This is a genomic window from Aquiflexum sp. (genome assembly GCF_041749095.1).
Classification (GTDB): Bacteria; Bacteroidota; Bacteroidia; order Cytophagales; family Cyclobacteriaceae; genus Aquiflexum.
This window is the reverse complement of record NZ_JBGTCA010000416.1, coordinates 1-15391: the sequence shown is the minus strand read 5'-3', so window position 1 is coordinate 15391 and position 15391 is coordinate 1. Positions and strand designations below refer to the sequence as shown.

The 15391-nt window shown below is 39.4% G+C and carries 12 protein-coding genes; 2 read left to right on the top strand and 10 right to left on the bottom strand.

What is annotated here, in order from left to right:
* Positions 1–141: 141 nt before the first annotated feature.
* The 10 genes from ACEW8O_RS18890 to ACEW8O_RS18845 all read right to left on the bottom strand — a co-directional run bounded on the left by ACEW8O_RS18890 (position 142) and on the right by ACEW8O_RS18845 (position 14188).
* Positions 142–663, bottom strand: a complete 522-nt coding sequence (locus ACEW8O_RS18890; protein WP_373496185.1) for a hypothetical protein — start codon at positions 661–663, stop codon at positions 142–144.
* Between the two features lie 197 nt (positions 664–860).
* Complete coding sequence (locus ACEW8O_RS18885) at positions 861–2612, bottom strand: sodium:solute symporter (RefSeq protein ID WP_373496184.1); 1752 nt, start codon at positions 2610–2612, stop codon at positions 861–863.
* 81 nt (positions 2613–2693) lie between these two features.
* Positions 2694–5162 carry a PIG-L family deacetylase gene (locus tag ACEW8O_RS18880; protein ID WP_373496183.1) on the bottom strand — a complete coding sequence of 823 codons (2469 nt, stop codon included), beginning with the start codon at positions 5160–5162 and terminating at the stop codon, positions 2694–2696.
* A 367-nt stretch (positions 5163–5529) separates the two neighbouring features.
* Positions 5530–6741 carry a tetratricopeptide repeat protein gene (locus ACEW8O_RS18875; protein WP_373496182.1) on the bottom strand — a complete coding sequence of 404 codons (1212 nt, stop codon included), beginning with the start codon at positions 6739–6741 and terminating at the stop codon, positions 5530–5532.
* A gap of 59 nt (positions 6742–6800) precedes the next feature.
* Positions 6801–9335, bottom strand: a complete 2535-nt coding sequence (gene gyrA, locus ACEW8O_RS18870) for a DNA gyrase subunit A (RefSeq protein ID WP_373496181.1) — start codon at positions 9333–9335, stop codon at positions 6801–6803.
* A 92-nt stretch (positions 9336–9427) separates the two neighbouring features.
* A complete protein-coding gene (locus ACEW8O_RS18865; RefSeq protein ID WP_373496180.1) occupies positions 9428–10411 on the bottom strand; it encodes a DUF6089 family protein in 984 nt (327 codons plus the stop codon).
* Positions 10412–10505: 94 nt separating this feature from the next.
* Positions 10506–11006 (bottom strand): hypothetical protein, encoded by a 501-nt coding sequence (locus ACEW8O_RS18860; protein ID WP_373496179.1) that lies wholly within the window; start codon positions 11004–11006, stop codon positions 10506–10508.
* Positions 11007–11163: 157 nt separating this feature from the next.
* Positions 11164–11814, bottom strand: coding sequence for a ribulose-phosphate 3-epimerase (gene rpe, locus ACEW8O_RS18855; RefSeq protein ID WP_373496178.1), 651 nt, complete (start codon positions 11812–11814; stop codon positions 11164–11166).
* A gap of 54 nt (positions 11815–11868) precedes the next feature.
* Entirely contained in the window at positions 11869–13515 is a 1647-nt protein-coding gene (locus tag ACEW8O_RS18850; RefSeq protein ID WP_373496177.1) for a S8 family serine peptidase, read from the bottom strand.
* Complete coding sequence (locus tag ACEW8O_RS18845) at positions 13502–14188, bottom strand: hypothetical protein (RefSeq protein ID WP_373496176.1); 687 nt, start codon at positions 14186–14188, stop codon at positions 13502–13504. The genes ACEW8O_RS18850 and ACEW8O_RS18845 overlap by 14 nt, the downstream gene beginning before the upstream one ends.
* 83 nt (positions 14189–14271) lie before the next feature.
* Here ACEW8O_RS18845 and ACEW8O_RS18840 point away from each other — a divergent pair, with 83 nt between their 5' ends.
* Positions 14272–14898, top strand: a complete 627-nt coding sequence (locus ACEW8O_RS18840) for a phosphoribosylanthranilate isomerase (RefSeq protein WP_373496175.1) — start codon at positions 14272–14274, stop codon at positions 14896–14898.
* A 51-nt stretch (positions 14899–14949) separates the two neighbouring features.
* Positions 14950–15391: coproporphyrinogen III oxidase (locus ACEW8O_RS18835; protein WP_373496174.1), on the top strand; the 442-nt coding region annotated here is incomplete at its 3' end.

The following is a 15391-nucleotide window of genomic DNA, read 5'->3' as shown; positions in this document are numbered from 1 at the left end:
TCGCGGTTTCAATCTGTTTATCTTCATTTACTCTAGGTCAAACACTGAGAAGTTGTTCATGAGTTTTCCTGAATAACTTGTCTGTCTTCAAATGTTCTAATAAATAAATAGTGTTTGTTTCCAAGTCGCTTTTCACTGCGCTTAAATTGTAAATCTGTACTCAAGTAAATGGGTTTTACTTTCTATCGCATTATTACCTAAACCAACTCTAGGGGTTTTATTTATTGTCTTTTTTTCGAAATCATATTTGATGATTCTAGTCTTAATTGATTCTGAAAAAGCATTTGTCCCACTAAATAGTTTCATAGCACAAACCATTGGCCCTTTGTATTGATCCCCTGTTTTTGTACACTCAATTCCACGAATTAAAATCCCACCATATCCTTTAAATTTTTCACTTTTCAACCCTATATCTACTCCTGAATAATGAAAAAACCATTCTCCATTTTCCGGATCAACATATTTCCTTTTATATGTGCTATCGTCATTATGTTGTGGAGAATTCCAATAAAATTCTATCTCAATCATTCGGTAAATTGACTCGTGATTTTGAATTGCATAGTTATTCAGAAGTTCATTTGCAATCCTCTCGAATTCGCTGTCTGTTTCTTTTTCAATGTTTAAGAAATCGTTCATGTTTTTCTTTACCTCATTTACATGCATAGCTCATCAGTCTCGGTTATTTTTCATTTACCTAAAACTATCACTATCCCCTTAAAAATCAAAAAATCATCCCAACCATAAAAGCTTTTTACCATACCTTCCTTCCACAAAAAGACTATGCCTCTTGGTTCCCCGATACCTAGGGAAGGATTGTCTCTTGGTCTTGTTCTTGTTTCTCGGCTCTTGTTTCTTGGCTCTTATAAACCCCTTTCTCGCATCTCGTCTCTCGCATCTCGCTTCTCCACTCTAGCACTCCCTAACTGAATAATCGCCGCCACGATCATTAAAAATAGACAGCCTATCACATTGTACCATAGAAAACCGATATCGATGGTAATACCTAGAAGTGAACCTCCTCCATTTTTCCAGTGAATCAGAAATATCAAAATCTGTGTGAGGATAGCCGCAATAAAGACTGCCCTACCTTTCACCCATTTCATATAGAATGCCACACAAAATATCCCAAGTAAGGTTCCATAAAATAATGATCCTAATAAATTGACAGCCTGAATCAGGTTTTCAAACAAGGTTGCATAGGTGGCAAACAGGATTGCAAAGATTCCCCAAAAGGCGGTAAACAGTTTTGAAGAAATCAGGTAATGGTATTGACTGGAATTTTTTGATATTGACCTTTTGTAAATGTCAATGGTAGAAGTTGTGCCCAATGCATTCAATTCAGATGCAGTAGAAGACATGGCTGCACTGAATATCACTGCAAACAGTAAGCCTACAATCCCTTTTGGAAGATAATCCATCACAAACCTCATAAAGACATAATCCGTATCCCGGGTTTCTGCCGTCGGGTCATTTTTAACAATCAGATCTTTGACTTCATTACGAATACTTTCCTGGTATTGGCTTTTCTTCCTCATCCCATCCTGTGCAAGCGCAATACCTTCCTGATTATCACTTTTGACGGCTTCCAACAAGTCTTCAATATCCCGACCCTTTTCACGAAAAACCTGGGTATACTCTTCTTCCAAAAACCTAAAATCCTCCTTAAAGGCACTGTTTTGAAGCTGTTCGGTCTGTACTTTATTGAAGACCACAGGTGGTTGGAAAAATTGGTAGAATACAAAAACCATCACACCGATAAACAGGATCACAAACTGCATGGGAACTTTCAGCAAGCCATTCATCATCAATCCCATTCTGCTTTGGGTCAGTGTACTGCCTGTCAGATATCTTTGGACCTGCGATTGGTCTGTGCCAAAATAGGATAGAAACAAAAACACAGCTGCGGTCATACCTGACCAGAAATTATACCTGTCTGACAGCTTGAACTCAAAATTGACGACATTCAATTTATCCATTTTTCCTGCGACATGCAGGGCATCTGTGAAGTTGACCGGCAACATCTGTATCACCAGAATCCCTGCCAGAATCATCCCTCCCATCATCACGGCCATTTGCTGCTTTTGGGTGATAGAAACTGCTTTTGTGCCACCAGAAACAGTATAGATAATGACCAATACCCCAATAAAAATATTGGTAAAGGTCAGGTTCCATCCCAATAAAGTAGATAAAATGATGGCGGGTGCATAGATGGTAATACCGGCCGCAAGTCCCCTTTGAATCAGGAACAATAAAGCAGCAAGAGTCCTTGTTTTCAGGTCAAACCTATTTTCCAAAAACTCATAGGCGGTATAAACTTTCAATTTGTAATACATCGGTAAAAAAGTCACCGAAAGAATAATCATGGCCAATGGCAAACCAAAATAAAATTGGATAAAGCGCATGCCACTTTCATAGGCCTCACCGGGAGTACTCAAAAATGTAATCGCGGAAGCTTGAGTGGCCATAATGGACAATCCAATCGTCCACCAGTTCATATTACCTTGGCCCCGGATATAGCTGTCCATATCCTTAGGACCATATGTTTTATAAACACCATAGCCTACAATGGCCAATAGTGTCCCGAACATGATGATCCAGTCGATGCCGCTCATGAGAAGCTTACCGTTAGCCAGTAAAAAAGTACAATCAGAATTCCCAAGGTGACCATCAATCCCAAATACCAGTTTCTCCAGTTAATTTGATCCTTCACCTGACTGTTCGATTAGGTTGACAAATATTTTGACGGCGCCGGGAACTCCGGCAGGCAATTGACGGAACCAGGAAATGCCAGAGTAAGTATAGGTACCTTTACCATACTTTGCAAAGATCAAAGATCCTTTATTGGCATTTTCTCCCGGATCCTGCATGGTAAGTGGAGTTGTATAGTTCCTATCCCAATCACTGGTAAAGTATAACCCCCGCTCTTGAACCCAATCTTCAAAATCTGCTTGGCTTATCTTATTTGGTTTACTCAAAATCGGATGAGTGAAATCAGCAACCACCGGTGAATTTTCCACTGCCACACGGTCCCTTGATATTGAAAATGGATAAGGGCCAAGGTCTCTGGTCAATAAAGGGGAAGCGGTATTGTACTGAACAATCATATTGCCTCCTTCTTTGACATAAGCCATCAACTGATCCATATTTTCTGCCAAGTCCTGATTGACATTAAAGGCCCGAATGCCTATGATAATCGTCTCAAATGATTGAAGTCTTTCTTTTTTGAGCTCACCGTTTTCCAGAATTGAAACCTGATACCCCAGATTTCTTAAAACCTCCGGAACATCATCACCTGCCCCGGGAATATATCCGATTCTTTGGTTGCTGAGTTTTAGATCCATTTTCACCAAACCAAGAGTAGTAGGTGTAAAATAGGTCAGGTTAGGAATATGTCTGTAAATGATCCTTTTGGTGTCCTGATTGAATTTTTGACCATCATTCGTCTGAAATGAGACAAGAACTTCTTTCTTTTCCAGGTCAGAATCCAAAAATTCAATCGTATATACTACCCTATTTCTTTTCTCATCTTTTTCCTCGGATAATATTCGAAACTGTCCCGGGTCAACACCTGCCAAAGTTAATTTCCCATCTAAAATTTTATCTCTAAAGGAAACTTCAACTTGCAAAGTCCTATCGGCCCCTTTAATTAAAAACAGGTTGCTCTTATCCAATTTGACATTGACTTCGGGTACGAGGGTAAATGGCTGCCTGATTTCCCCATCAACCTGATCATTGTATTTATACATTAATGGGAGATCCATCCTGATAACTTGGCTATCTATCACCAAATCCAAACTGCCCCCAATACTTGGACCATTTACGGGTTGACCGATTTTGGAAAGTTCATTAATATTAAAAAGGCTTCCGTCTAAGGGCTTTTCTAACCAAAATGGTTGGGAAACGGGATAATCTCTTGGAATATAGATTTCCAAAGCTTGGGCAACAGGAATATTGTTTTTGACCTCTTTGTTTATATTCTGGGTAAAAACTTTTCCTTGGAAAGAACGAACTGTCAATGGAATTGGGGATGGGTTATTAAAGACAAGTTCAGTGATAATGGATTCTCCGGGAAAACCGATTTCCTTTTTCACAATAAATTCCGCTTTTACCCCAAGCACTTCCAAGATTAGTTTGTCCAGGTATTGTTTCTTTTCATCTAACCACAATGCCTGAGAATCCTGACCATCCAACAAACTCTTGATTTGAAGGAGTTTTTCCAAATTATTTTCGGGAGAGGTAAAATCAAAACCGGAAAGCGCATCTTCAATCGCTCCAATGATTTTATTTCCGTTAGGTAATTGTTCCCATCTATTGCTGATATCTTCAAAAGGGTGGTTTTTAAATGTCGAACCATTAACCAATTCTATAAAATCATTTCCCTGACCTATTTGAGAAGTGGATCCAAAGCCTTGGGATTTGTGCATGGTCCGGCTGTCCGCTGCAATTTGGGAATAGGTGGTACCCAACAAAGGGTTGTATTCTCCAACTGCAAACCTGAAATAGGTCTTTCCTTCCTCTGGTTCATATTGCCCCCCCCAATTGTAAGCATTCCAGAATAACCTTTTGGCCTGCCAAGGTTTTGTATATTTCAATTGCTCTGGAAAAACAGTAGGATCCGCTGCTTTTTGAAAGGCCTCTTCAGACAGAATAGCCGAACTTGTATGATGTCCATGAGTGGTACCCGGAACGGTGGTGAATCTATTGATGATGATATCAGGCTGGAATTTTCTGATCATCCATATTACATCAGAAAGAAGCTTTTCCCTATCCCAGTTATTGAATGTCTCATCCGGATTCTTACTGAATCCAAAATCCAAAGCCCTGGTAAAATACTGCCTGCCGCCATCGGTTGCCCTAGCCCTGAGCAACTCATGTGTCCTTATCATCCCAAGTTCAATTCCCAATTCTTTACCGATTAGGTTTTGACCTCCATCTCCTCTGGTCAGGGATAGGTAAGCAACTTCAGCGTGTTTGGCATTGCCCAAATAAGCAATCAAACGGGTATTTTCGTCATCAGGATGTGCGGCTACAAACAATACCCTTTTGGTATCCTGAAAACGCAATAATTTATGGTAAAGGACTGAAGAAGGTTGAGACTGCGAGAATGATGGGGAAAGGATTAAAAATGATAAACAAAACAGCAGCCATCTGGGGTTTTTCATGTCTTTTTGAAATTTGATGAAAATGTACTGGAAGGAATGAACAATTAAAACTGTTTTTTACACAAGAGGGTTTAGACTCATGTTAAATTATGTTATACGGTTATCCGAAAATCCAAATTTTCCATGTTCAGGGGACGGAAGACAGGAGACGAAAGAGGGAAGCTTATAAAGACCGATGTTGGATGACCGATGACCAATGTATGGAACTTCAATACTTAGTTGGGGCAATAGTTGGTACCGCATATTCAATGCTGCATGTACATAACCGTTTTCATACCAAAATAATTAGAGGAATAAGTTTTCAAAAATGGACAAAAAAAAGCTGCCTTAGTGAAAGACAGCTTTTTAATTTTGACTAATATGATAATTATCTTTCCATCCAATCAGGACCCAAAAGAGCAACCAATCTCTGATTGTATTTTTCGGCCTCTTCTGTATTTTTCAATCTTGTATGAATTTGTAAAAGAATCTCAAGGATTTCAGCATTATCAGGCTTTAGTTCTGAAGCTTTTGTAAAGTAAGGAATGGCATCTATATAAAGTCCATCTGCTTGCTTGCTCATTTCGGGAGCTCTTTTTTCCCACTCCTCATCAGACAAGTTATTTACCTCTGCCAAAATCGCTCTTGCTCTGTCCAAATAAATGGCACCGGCATAATAATTTCCTTCGAAGAAATCCGGATCTGCTTTTACTGCTTTTCTATATTCGCCTAAAGCTCCATCCATATCTCCTCCCTGTTCCATCAAATACCCATGTCTCAATAAGAGTCCTGAGTTTTCTGGATCATCTTTCAAAGCGGCCTTTACAGAAGCCATAGCCTCATCAAGCTTATTCAACTGAAGTAACAACTGTACTTCAAATTCCGATAGCGTTTTATCTTCAGGGTAATCTTTTCTTGCCATCGTGACATATTTCAAAGCCTGCTCCGGATCTTTGTCTTCTCCGCTGGCAATCTGAATCAGGAAGTAATATGAGTTTAATTTGTCATATTCTTCGATTTCCAACAATCTTTTGAAATGCTTTTTGGCCTCTTCGGTTTTACCAAGATCCATTGCCAGAAAACCGGCATTGAAATTAGAAGTGGTATCTACGGGATCAATATCCGAAACCAAAGAAAAAAACTCATAGGACATTTCATAATCATCCTCTTCATAGGCTACAATGGCTTTATTGAAAGACGCCTGCCTTAAACTTTCCAAAGAGAAAGGCCTGAGGTTATCAGGAAGCACACCCGGTATGTCCTCTTTAAAAATTTCCTTACCTACTTTGCTTTCTTTGTCATTGTCAACCATCTTAAGGGTCTTTTGGAAATCATCGAAAGCACTTCTACCGGTTGCTACCGTTGAAGCGACATTGTCTTCATCGGCCTCAAACATCTTGGTCTGAATCTTTGCTTTCAGAAGCATAGTATTCGGATCTTCTTTGGTGTCAGGATCTTCAAGAGCAGCCTTGACTTCAGTCATAGCTACTTCCAATTCGCCTTTCTTAAAGTTACGTTCGGCAGATTTTACTACCTTTTTTTGGGCAAAGGCCATAGTTGCAATGCCTACTAAAGCCAATGATAAGATTAACTTTTTCATTTTATTTCGTTTTTGCTAATTGTTTGGTCTATATTAATTTGGATTTTATTACTCGTAAGTTAAGATTCTATCGGGTTATCACTTTCATTTTCTCCATTCACCTCATCAGTTTTGGTCTCTGTGTCACCTTCTACTTCTTCATCATCCTCTTCTCTTGATATCTTTTCTACCGATGAGATTTGATCAGTTTCGCTGAGTTTGATCAGCCGAACACCTTGAGTTGCCCGGCCCATTACCCTTAGTTCTGAGACAGGCGTCCTGATTGTGATGCCTGATTTGTTGATGATCATCAAATCATCGCTATCGACTACTTCTTTGATCGCTACAAGGAAACCCGTTTTTTCGGTAATGTTCATGGCTTTGACACCTTTGCCACCTCTATTGGTAATTCTGTATTCATCAAGAGGCGACCTTTTGCCATAACCTTTCTCTGAAACTACCAAAAGACTTGCATCTTCTCTAGATGCACATACCATGCCAACCACTTCGTCTTTAACATCCCTTAACTTAATTGCCTTTACTCCTGTAGCTGTCCTTCCCATTGGTCTCACTGTAGATTCATGGAAATGGATGGCTCTTCCGGTTTTCGCTGCAATGATGATATGGGTGTCACCATCCGTCATTTCTACCCTCAACAACTGATCATCCTCCCTGATATTCAAGGCTATGATCCCATTTGTCCTGGGTCTTGAGTATTGCTCAAGGGTAGTCTTTTTGATGATACCCTGCTTGGTCACCATCACAAGATAATTATTATTGATATAATCTTCATCATTGAGATCTCCTACCTGTATGATTGATCTGATTTTATCTTCGGGATTAATATTGATCAAATTTTGAATCGGACGCCCTTTTGAGGTTTTGGATCCTTCCGGTATAGCATAAGTTTTAAGCCAGAACAATTTACCATGATCCGTAAAAATCAAAAGGTAATTATGTGTTGAAGCAGTGAACAAATATTCTGTCCAATCATCCTGTTTGGTAGAAACGCCTTTGGAACCAACTCCACCCCTGCCTTGAGTCCTATACTCTGTAAGAACCGTTCTCTTGATATAACCTTCATGAGAAACCGTGATGACCACTTCTTCATTCGGAATCATATCCTCGTAGTTGAAGTCTTCAGCATTATGTTCAATGGTAGTTCTTCTGGCGTCAGTATAGCGGGTTTTCATTTCGGTCAGTTCATCTTTGATGATCTGCATCCTCCGTTCTTCACTATCCAAAATCCCTTTGAGTTCTTCAATAAAAGCCATCAATTCTCTGTATTCTTCCTGAATCTTATCACGCTCCATTCCGGTAAGGCGTTGAAGTCTCATATCAAGGATTGCTCTTGCCTGTATTTCACTAAGCTCGAACTTCTCCATTAGACCGTTTCTTGCCGTTTCAGGATCTCTGGAACTTCTGATCAAAGAGATGACCTCATCCAAGTGATCCAAAGCAATCAGGTAACCTTCCAATATATGGGCCCGCTTTTCTGCTTCCCTCAATTCATATTGAGTCCTCCTGACTACCACCTCATGTCTGTGACTGACATAATGTACAATCATATCCTTAAGGTTCAGGGTCTGGGGTCGCCCTTTCACTAAAGCAACATTATTGACTGAGAATGAGGTCTGTAACTGAGTCTGCTTATAAAGGTTATTTAAGACGACATTTGTTACTGCATCTCTCTTCAGATCATAAACCACCCGCATACCCTGCCTGTCTGATTCATCTCTGATGGCTACAATACCATCAATTTTTTTCTCATTGATCAATGCAGCCGTTTTCTCAATCATGTTGGCCTTATTGACCATATAAGGAATCTCGGAAATAATGATAGACTCACGTCCATTGTCCCTGGTCTCCACCTCTGCTTTACCGCGTACAATGATCCTGCCTCTTCCTGTTTCAAAAGCTGCTTTGACACCATTGTAACCGTAAATAATTCCTCCGGTAGGAAAATCAGGAGCAATTATAAACTCCATCAATTCCGAAATAGTAATGTCCGGTTTTTCAATATATGCGATAATTCCATCAACGACCTCCCCCAAGTTGTGAGGGGCCATATTGGTAGCCATACCCACAGCAATACCTGAAGCACCGTTCAATAACAGTGCAGGGATTTTAGCTGGAAGCACCACCGGTTCCTTCAGGGAATCATCAAAGTTTAACTGAAAATCAACAGTTTCTTTATTAATATCTATCAGCAATTCCTCTGCAATTCTTTTCAACCTGGCCTCAGTATAACGCATGGCCGCAGGATTATCTCCATCCACGGAACCAAAGTTACCCTGACCGTCCACCAATGGATATCTCAAGGACCAAGGCTGTGCCATTCGGACCATGGTTTCATAAACCGCCGAATCACCGTGAGGGTGATACTTTCCCAACACTTCCCCTACTATCCTTGCTGATTTTTTGAATGGTTTGTTGTGCAATACGCCAAGTTCCTGCATTCCAAAAAGAATTCTTCGGTGTACTGGCTTGAGTCCGTCACGGACATCCGGAAGTGCTCTGGAAACAATAACCGACATCGAATAATCGATGTAGGCCCCACGCATTTCATCTTCAATATTAATTGGAATTATATTCTCGTTTTCTCCTTTAGCCATATTTTATAGGTGATCAATAGTGTTGCAATTTACTAAAAAGAATACGTTTTTAAAAAGATTATTTGGTCTGGAAAAGGCTAATTGGCTATACTTTAATACCATTGACCGACTTTCCTGTTCTGGAAATTAAAAATTGAGCTTCCTCTATATTCTATTCCGTCATGTACATGCCTCATTACCACGCCACATCCATGAACTTTGCATCTTTTTGTGCCCGGAAGACTTATTGAAATACCAACTTGTGCAAAGTATAAATTCTGCTTGATATTTTGGATTTCATCAAAATTTTCAGTCCTGAAATTATAATTCCTGAATTCAACCCCTGTTTTGGCAAAGAATCTTGCGTATTCTGAAAATTCTCTTTCAATTCTAAGACCAACATTATAAAAAGGATCTTCAGAGGGTAAAATCCTGCCATCAAAATTCTTTCTTATATACAAATTGCCAAAATCAGCCTCTATCAAAAATTTCCATGGATAATTTTGACGGATTCTCTGATTCTTCTCTGATTGCATGTAGAAATTGTTGGATGAAAACTGTCTGTATCTCCAATTCAAAAATTTAGCTCTTTTTCTTGCGTCATAAACTACGAGTCCGATTGATCCAAAGGCCCTGTCCAAAGTATAGTTTCCTGATTCAAATTGAAATTCAAAATCCCCGCCCCGTAAATTGTCCATTCTTCCAAATTCACGGCTATAACCTCCCCCAACTACCAGGGTATTGAAAAGATTCAATTTGACACCTAGATTTATTGGTATCGCCATTTGGTTACTGCTAAATCTCACAGTATCTCTGGCACCAACGGTTTGGGGCACTTCAAGATTGTTATATTGGGAAATAGGATACTGACTTGGAATTTCGGAAGAGAACTGCATTTGGTTTGTATGGAATGAGCCACCTGTTGAAAACTCGAAACTGAAATTACTTACAGCATTCCTGAAAATATTGCCAATGTTGCTCTGGCTTTTCCTGCCTTTATTTCTTGCTTTGGTATCTATGCCAAAAATATCATCTTGGGCAAATAGGGTCTGAATACCCAATAAGCATAATAGCAATGTTAAATAGACTCTTCTCATATTTCTATTAAACGAACCCGAAAGTAAAAACAATACCTCGATTAAAACAAAAAGGCTTCCAAAATTGGAAGCCTCTATTTGAAATTTATTTCAATCACATGGTGACTTCACCATCACCGGCAGCTCTTTTCTCTTTTAACTCAGTGATGCGTGAATCTACTTTTTCCTTAACTGATGGGTCCGCACTCATTGCCTTCATGATTTTATTGTAGGTAGCTGCACCGAGGGTTTCAGCATCCATAATCATATCTACTTTGAATTGCTTCACATCTTCAGATAGGGAATCCATAAAATCCTGGACTTTTTGAAAGGCCTCTTTTTCCTCATCGGTAATTTTGATTTCGGAAAGCTTTTCCTCATTTCCCCATGCACCTTTGATTTCATTGTATCGGGCTGCACCACCAAGGGCTTCATCATTCTTAATCATTTCCACCAATTGATCTTGTTTCTCTTGGAGATAATTTGCCACGGCTTCTTCCATGACAGCAAACTTCTGGATTTCTTCTTCTGTAACTTCTTCAGAAGCTTCCTGCGCCATGGTATTAACGCTTAGCATACCCAAAAGAAAAAACGCCAATACAAATACTTTTTTCATCTTATTAGAAGGTTTAAATTGTTTAATCAAATTTGAATTAATTTCCAATTAACAGTTTTAATGCCTGTTTTACAAGAGAAGCTACAAAAATTTGGCCATAAAAATTGTTAAATGGCAATATTATAAAATTAAAGGTAAACACATAAAATATTGAAAACTAGATCCTTTTAAGGTTCTTAATAGTTTCTAAAGGATTTGCTGCTGAAAAAACAAAATTACCTGCTACTAAAACATCTGCTCCTGCTTTGGCAAGCAAGGGTGCATTTCCTTGGTTGACACCACCGTCAATCTCTATCATTGTATTGGCCCCTTTTTGATTGATCAGAGATTTTAACAGCTTGACCTTGTGGTAAGTGTTTTCAATGAATTTTTGCCCACCGAATCCTGGATTGACTGACATCAGACATACCAGATCAATATCCATGATCACATCCTCTAAAAGATGGATGGAAGTATGTGGATTTAGAGCAACTCCTGCTTTGCAGCCCAATTCCTTAATGGCCTGCAAAGTCCTGTGCAAATGGTTGCATGCTTCCAAGTGAACCGAAATAATACTGGCACCTGCTTTTTTGAATGCTTCGAGATACCTGTCAGGTTCTACTATCATCAAATGAACATCCAAAGGTTTTGAGGCATGTTTGTGTATCGCCTCAGTCACAGGAATGCCAAAAGAAATATTGGGAACAAAAACTCCGTCCATGATGTCCACATGGATATAGTCTGCCTCTGAGGCGTTCAACATTTCTATTTCAGATTGGATATTGGCAAAATCAGCTGCCAAAACTGAGGGAGCAATTTTTATGGACATGAAGCTGGGGCGTGTTAATTATGCTGCAAAGGAAATAAAAATACGAATGGCCACCTATCTTTTCATCAATTTTGTCCTTTGAATATCCTTCCCTGATTGCATTTGAACAAAGTAAACCCCGTTTCTGATTTCAGGTATATTCACTTCAAAAGGTATATGTATATCAGTCCTGGTCAAATATTCATTTTTCAAAATTTTACCCTGCATATCAATTAAGGAAAATTCTCCTTTTAAGGTAGATCCAAAAGAAATAAACAGGTCAGTGCCTTCGATCGGATTGGGATAAACTTTCCAATTGCCTTCCCTATCCACAGTGACCACATCCAAAATCTCTCCGAAATAGGCCTTATAAAAGTCAGGTATTCCAAAACCTAATAAATTATCGGGTTCTTCAAATTGATGGGAACTACTAATCAGGTTTTCCAATAATTCATCTTTTGTCCACTCGGGTCTTCCCTGCCATAAACCGGCAGCTAATGCCGCTACCTGAGGCGCTGAGAATGAGGTGCCGTTACTCCTCGATACTATACCATTGGACCTCACTACCCAAACCTGTTCACCAAAAGCGGAGACATCCGGCTTGATCCTTCCGTCAGCAGTTGGGCCCATGGAACTAAAACCTGCTCTTGACAGATCTGCTTTTACTGCACCAACTGACAAAATCCCCTTTGCATCCGCTGGGGCAGTGAGAGAGGAAGCACCCCTTGTTCCATAGTTTCCAGCACTGGTCACCACTAAAATTCCTTTATCCCCTGCAACTGAAGCACCTTTTGTGATCACAGCCGTTTCTCCGTCGAGGTCACTGATGGAATAGTCCATTGACGGGTCATCAAAATCCCAATAACCCAAAGAGCTGTTGATGATATCCACTCCCAGACTATCTGCGTACTCAGCAGCTTTCACCCAATTATACTCCTCAATCCTGTATTCGGTAGGGACATCCTCTGTAATACATAAAATATAATTGGATTCATAAGCTCCAGAAACCAATAATTCTTCATCATTGGCAGCAATCAGAGACAACACATTAGTTCCATGCTGATTTTTGCTGAATACATCATCATTACCTATATGTACAAAATCCTTTGTACCAACAATTTGCTCGTTGTCGAATAAATGTGAAAAGGCGGGAATTTGGTTTACACCGGGAAACCCTGCATCAAAAACCGCAATTGTAATTCCTTTCCCTTTGAATCCTGATTCATGCATTTGGGGAATACCCAAAACCTGATTTTGAAAGTCGTATGGGGAGGAATTTTTTCTCGACTTGATATTGAAATTCACATTCAATCCACCTTTGCCTTTCAGATTGGAACCTAATCTTGATTGAGAAAAATTACCAGGAGCCACCAGCATGACTTTATCTACAAATGGCAGGGATTCCAAATCTGAAATGTTTTCAGGGTATGCTGTGACAATCGATGCATTGAGCCAATGACTGTTATAAAGCACCATATCAACGGAAAGCTTTATGGCATCAAGGTATTTTTGGGAAACGGGGAAATCAAGACTGTCAAGAGAAATGTGTTGCCTCAGTCTTCTGTCCAATGATTTTTCTGTTAGAAATTCTGTAGGATTGTTAAAAGAATAAGTATCCTGTGGCTTGAATTTAAAATGAACAGCATAACGGTTTTGGCCGAAAACAGAGCTACTGATGAACAGTATCAGAATTATCAAAAAATACTTGTTAAAATTTACCATATGCCACTATTTTAAGGTGGGTCAACCTACCTGAATCTATAATCATCTGTCCAAGGCAATCGTTCCTTGAACAATAAGTGAAAACTTCATGATATTGTTCAACAAGTCCGATTCCTTTGGAAAAAACCTCATATCTATTGTTTCTGAAGGTGATTTCATCATCCTCCTCTTCATGCAAAACCTTCAAAGATCGGGGTAGGGATTGTTCACCTACAAGAATTGTTCCCATAAAGTCAATCTTGAATATATCCTGATTTTGGGAGTTCAACACCTCAGAATCCCAGGACTTGCCCAACTCAGGAGGAAAAACCAAACTGACTGTCATTTTGTTCTCAAAGTTCCTGATCAGCGTGTTTCGGATATGTTGCATGGCATAATTGCCGGTGGGTAGCCAAGAAGACCTGTCCTCTGAAACTTCCCTAACTAATACATAAACAATCTCCCCTTCAGCATTGATATAGCTGTAATCCACCCTGTCCCGTAAAAAAAAGGCAGATACTTCGGAGTCATTTTCGCCAAAAACAAGTGTTTGGCTGACTTCATATTCCCAGTACAATCCAGTCTCCAAAGGCTGATAATCCAAGCCAAAATCAACTCTTGGATTTTCTGATTCGCCACAGGAAAAAAGGATTGCCGTTAATAGAATAAATCTGATCGGGTGTAAGCTGTTCATTTCATTAACTATAGCAGTGGCCAAAAATACAATTTTATGTTGAAATCTTTTACCTTAGCATGCATAAAAAAATATAGGGAAAAATGGCGTTGAAAACATTTGTGAAGATATCGACAGTGAACAACCTTTCAGATGCCCGTTACTGTGCTGGAATGCAGGTAAATCTGATGGGATTTTGTCTGGAAGAAAATGATAAAAATTTTGTTTCTCCTGATAAATTCAAAGAAATAACAGGCTGGATTTCAGGGGTGGAGTATGTTGCAGAATTTTCCCACACACACCCCGAGAGAATTCTTACATTTTTAAAAGGTTACCCTGAAATCCATTATATTGAAATCAAAGAAGAAATTCACCTGAAAATGCTGGTCAATACCAGTTATGGAATTATCCTCAACCAAAAAGTGGAGAATATAAATGACTTAGAAGATTTGATTGGCAAATCGGCTTCATACCATGACTTTAATATCACCCTCCTACTCCAATCTGAAACATTGGAATTAAATAAAGAAGTGCTGAAAAAAATCACAAAACTTGCCTCTAAATGTCAGGTACTTCTGGATTTTGGAATTGATGCCGACACTGTTCTGGAATTAGTAGAAAGCACCGGAATCAAAGGGATATCCATGCAAGGTGGGGACGAAATCAAACCCGGGCTTAAAGATTTTGATGAACTGTCCGAAATACTTGAATCACTGGAAACTGAAGACTAATCGGACAAACCTACTTTTTATTAACGACTTATATTTGAATTTGAGCATCTGATGGATAAACATTTAATCACCCGTGACTTTAGGGAAATCCAGGACTACATTTGTAGGGAACTTGAAATGGGAGATGGAACCGGGTCTTTTCATGAAGACAAATGGGAAAGGGCTGAAGGTGGAGGTGGACGTACACGGATTTTTAAGAATGGGAAAATCATTGAAAAAGGCGGAGTAGCATTTTCTGCAGTGGAGGGTCCTACCCCGCAAAAAATCCTGAACAAACTCCAACTTGATAAAGCAGATTTTTTTGCCACCGGGGTGTCCATTGTCATTCACCCTTTTAGTCCAATGGTGCCGATAATCCACATGAATATCCGATACTTTGAAATGAGCAACGGAATCAGGTGGTTTGGAGGTGGTATTGACCTTACTCCCCATTATGTTGACTTGGAGGATGCAAAATATTTCCACCATGCGGTAAAAAAAACCTGTGACTTAC

What these genes read in the sequence shown, in the direction of transcription:
- ACEW8O_RS18845 (WP_373496176.1), bottom strand. Translation starts at nt 14,188, where the DNA reads ATGAACAGCTTACACCCGATCAGATTTATTCTATTAACGGCAATCCTT.
- gyrA (WP_373496181.1), bottom strand. Translation starts at nt 9,335, where the DNA reads ATGGCTAAAGGAGAAAACGAGAATATAATTCCAATTAATATTGAAGAT.
- ACEW8O_RS18875 (WP_373496182.1), bottom strand. Translation starts at nt 6,741, where the DNA reads ATGAAAAAGTTAATCTTATCATTGGCTTTAGTAGGCATTGCAACTATG.
- ACEW8O_RS18860 (WP_373496179.1), bottom strand. Translation starts at nt 11,006, where the DNA reads ATGAAAAAAGTATTTGTATTGGCGTTTTTTCTTTTGGGTATGCTAAGC.
- ACEW8O_RS18890 (WP_373496185.1), bottom strand. Translation starts at nt 663, where the DNA reads ATGCATGTAAATGAGGTAAAGAAAAACATGAACGATTTCTTAAACATT.
- ACEW8O_RS18840 (WP_373496175.1), top strand. Translation starts at nt 14,272, where the DNA reads ATGGCGTTGAAAACATTTGTGAAGATATCGACAGTGAACAACCTTTCA.
- ACEW8O_RS18880 (WP_373496183.1), bottom strand. Translation starts at nt 5,162, where the DNA reads ATGAAAAACCCCAGATGGCTGCTGTTTTGTTTATCATTTTTAATCCTT.
- ACEW8O_RS18885 (WP_373496184.1), bottom strand. Translation starts at nt 2,612, where the DNA reads ATGAGCGGCATCGACTGGATCATCATGTTCGGGACACTATTGGCCATT.
- ACEW8O_RS18850 (WP_373496177.1), bottom strand. Translation starts at nt 13,515, where the DNA reads ATGGTAAATTTTAACAAGTATTTTTTGATAATTCTGATACTGTTCATC.
- ACEW8O_RS18865 (WP_373496180.1), bottom strand. Translation starts at nt 10,411, where the DNA reads ATGAGAAGAGTCTATTTAACATTGCTATTATGCTTATTGGGTATTCAG.
- rpe (WP_373496178.1), bottom strand. Translation starts at nt 11,814, where the DNA reads ATGTCCATAAAAATTGCTCCCTCAGTTTTGGCAGCTGATTTTGCCAAT.